The organism is Mesorhizobium sp. M2A.F.Ca.ET.037.01.1.1, from assembly GCF_003998075.1.
Lineage (GTDB): Bacteria > Pseudomonadota > Alphaproteobacteria > Rhizobiales > Rhizobiaceae > Mesorhizobium.
Genome location: NZ_RZSA01001063.1, coordinates 1 through 2,117 on the forward strand (window position 1 = coordinate 1; position 2,117 = coordinate 2,117).

Annotated in this window: 1 protein-coding gene and 1 pseudogene; both read right to left on the bottom strand. The window is 65.1% G+C overall.

Going from position 1 to position 2,117, the window contains the following annotated elements:
• Window positions 1–191 precede the first annotated feature (191 nt).
• On the bottom strand, window positions 192–1,736 hold the full coding sequence (locus tag EOA27_RS33375; protein WP_126079929.1) for a DegQ family serine endoprotease: 1,545 nt from the start codon (window positions 1,734–1,736) through the stop codon (window positions 192–194).
• Between the two features lie 186 nt (window positions 1,737–1,922).
• Window positions 1,923–2,117: pseudogene (locus EOA27_RS33380) on the bottom strand (MBL fold metallo-hydrolase); the annotation flags it as partial.

Below are 2,117 nucleotides of genomic sequence, written 5' to 3' on the forward strand. Positions count from 1 at the left end.
GGCGGAATGCGCGCATCGGTGTCGGAAGGGGGACGCCGTCCGGAAAAGAAGCCGCGCGTGATCATCAAGACATCCCTCGTGCCGGATTCGATCGACCGTAGGGAGTGTTCTCGAATACGCCTCGGGGGGCAACAGAAATCTTGAGAGTGGAGCCCGCCGGAGATGCCGGCAGGCCCCTGTCGAAGCGCTTCTCAGCCGGCGGCGAAAGGCACGGCGACGAAGATCTGCGCGTCACCGCGATCGATCAGCAGGAGAACAGACTTCCTGCCGGACTTGCCGGCCTCGGCGATCGCCTGGTTGGCCTGCCTGGCCGTCTTCACCGGCGTCTGGTCGACGCCGACGATGACGTCGCCCGGCTGGATGCCGGCGACCGAAGCCGCCTTGTCCGGATTGACCCGCTCGACCACCGCGCCGCGCTGGTTGCCGGCAAGGTTGAGCTGGTCGCGGATATCGGGCGTGAGGTCGGTCAGGCCGAGGCCGAGCGAGGGAACGCGCAAGCCCTGTTCGGCCGACGGGCTGCTGCCTTCATTGCCGCTCGACGCCGTCTTCTGATCCTCGGCGTTGCGGCCGACATCGGCGGAGATCTGCATCGCCTTGCCCTTGCGCCAGACATCGAGCGTTTCCTTGACGCCAGGCGACACATCGGCGACGGCGCGCGACAGGTCCTTGGGATCCTTGATCTCCTGGCCGCCGAAGCCGGTGATGACATCGCCGGTTTTAATGCCGGCCTTGGCCGCCGGCGATCCGTCGGTAACCTGGGAAACCAGCGCGCCGCCCGGATGTTCGAGGCCGATGGCGCTGGCGACATCCGGCGTGACCGGCTGGATCTGCACACCGAGATAGCCATATTCGATGTCGCCGCCCTTCATCAGCTTGGCGACGACCTTCTCAGCCTGATCCGAAGGGATGGCAAAACCGACGCCGACGCTGCCGCCATTGGGCGAATAGATGGCGGTGTTGATGCCGATGACATTGCCGTTGACGTCGACCAGCGGGCCGCCGGAATTGCCGTGGTTGATCGGCGCGTCGATCTGGATGAAATCGTCGAACGGCCCGCTATGCAGGTCGCGGCCACGCGCCGAGACGATGCCGGCGGTGACGGTGGTGCCGATGCCGAACGGATTGCCGATCGCCAGCACCTGGTCGCCGGTCATCAGCTTGCTGGAATCCCCCCATTTGACGGTCGGCAGCGGCTTGTCGGCCTTGATCTTGAGCACCGCCAGATCGTTCTTGGCGTCATGGCCGACGAGCTTGGCGGGAAGCTCGGTGCCGTCGTCGAGCGTCACCTTGATCGAGCTTGCGCCGTCGATGACGTGATTGTTGGTGACGATGGTGCCGTCGGCGCCGACGATGAAGCCCGAGCCGAGCGCCTCGGCGCGCTGCCCCTGCTGCTGCGGCGGCGTGCGCGGCATCGGCATGCCCTGGTCGCCGAAGAACTGCTGGAAGAACTGGTCGAACGGCACATTGCCACCGAGGGGCGAACCGTCATCACCCGCCTGTGGCTGCGCCTTCATGATCGAGGTGATTGTGACAACCGCCGGCTTGGTGACGGCGATGACCGGGGCGAAGGAGCCGTTCGGGGCCGTGATGCCGGCGACCGGGGTCTGGGTCGTCGCGGCCACCGTGCTCAGGCCGGAATTATTCTGGGCAAAGGAGACGACGACGGGCGAAATGATCAGCGCGACGCCCAGCAGGGCGGCGACGCGATGTCTGCGAAGAATGCTTGATGGTGACATGGTCGTTCTGTCCGGGCGAGAGTTGATCCGGCGTCGCGGGCGCTCCCACGGAAGCGTCCGTCAACGTGCCGATGGCCGGATCTGCCTGTCTCGCCGTGCATGGCAGCCGGCCGTCTCGACAGACAAGCATCTAGGTCGCCGAATGGCCTGAATTAGGGTTTTGCGGTGACCTTACAAAGATTTAATTCAGGAAGCGCTCACGAACCGCTGCCGCCGGCGCAGATAAGAGGAGGTAATTTCGTGCATTCTGGCGCGATCGAAACTCGGGCCGTGGCCGCCATGGCCGATGCGGATCGGCAGGTCGAGCAGGCGCTGCATGGTGCGGCAATAGGCCGTGCGGTCGGAATCCGGCAGGTCGTCGATCAGCATGCCGTCATAGAT

What these genes read in the sequence shown, in the direction of transcription:
- EOA27_RS33375 (WP_126079929.1), bottom strand. Translation starts at nt 1,736, where the DNA reads ATGTCACCATCAAGCATTCTTCGCAGACATCGCGTCGCCGCCCTGCTG.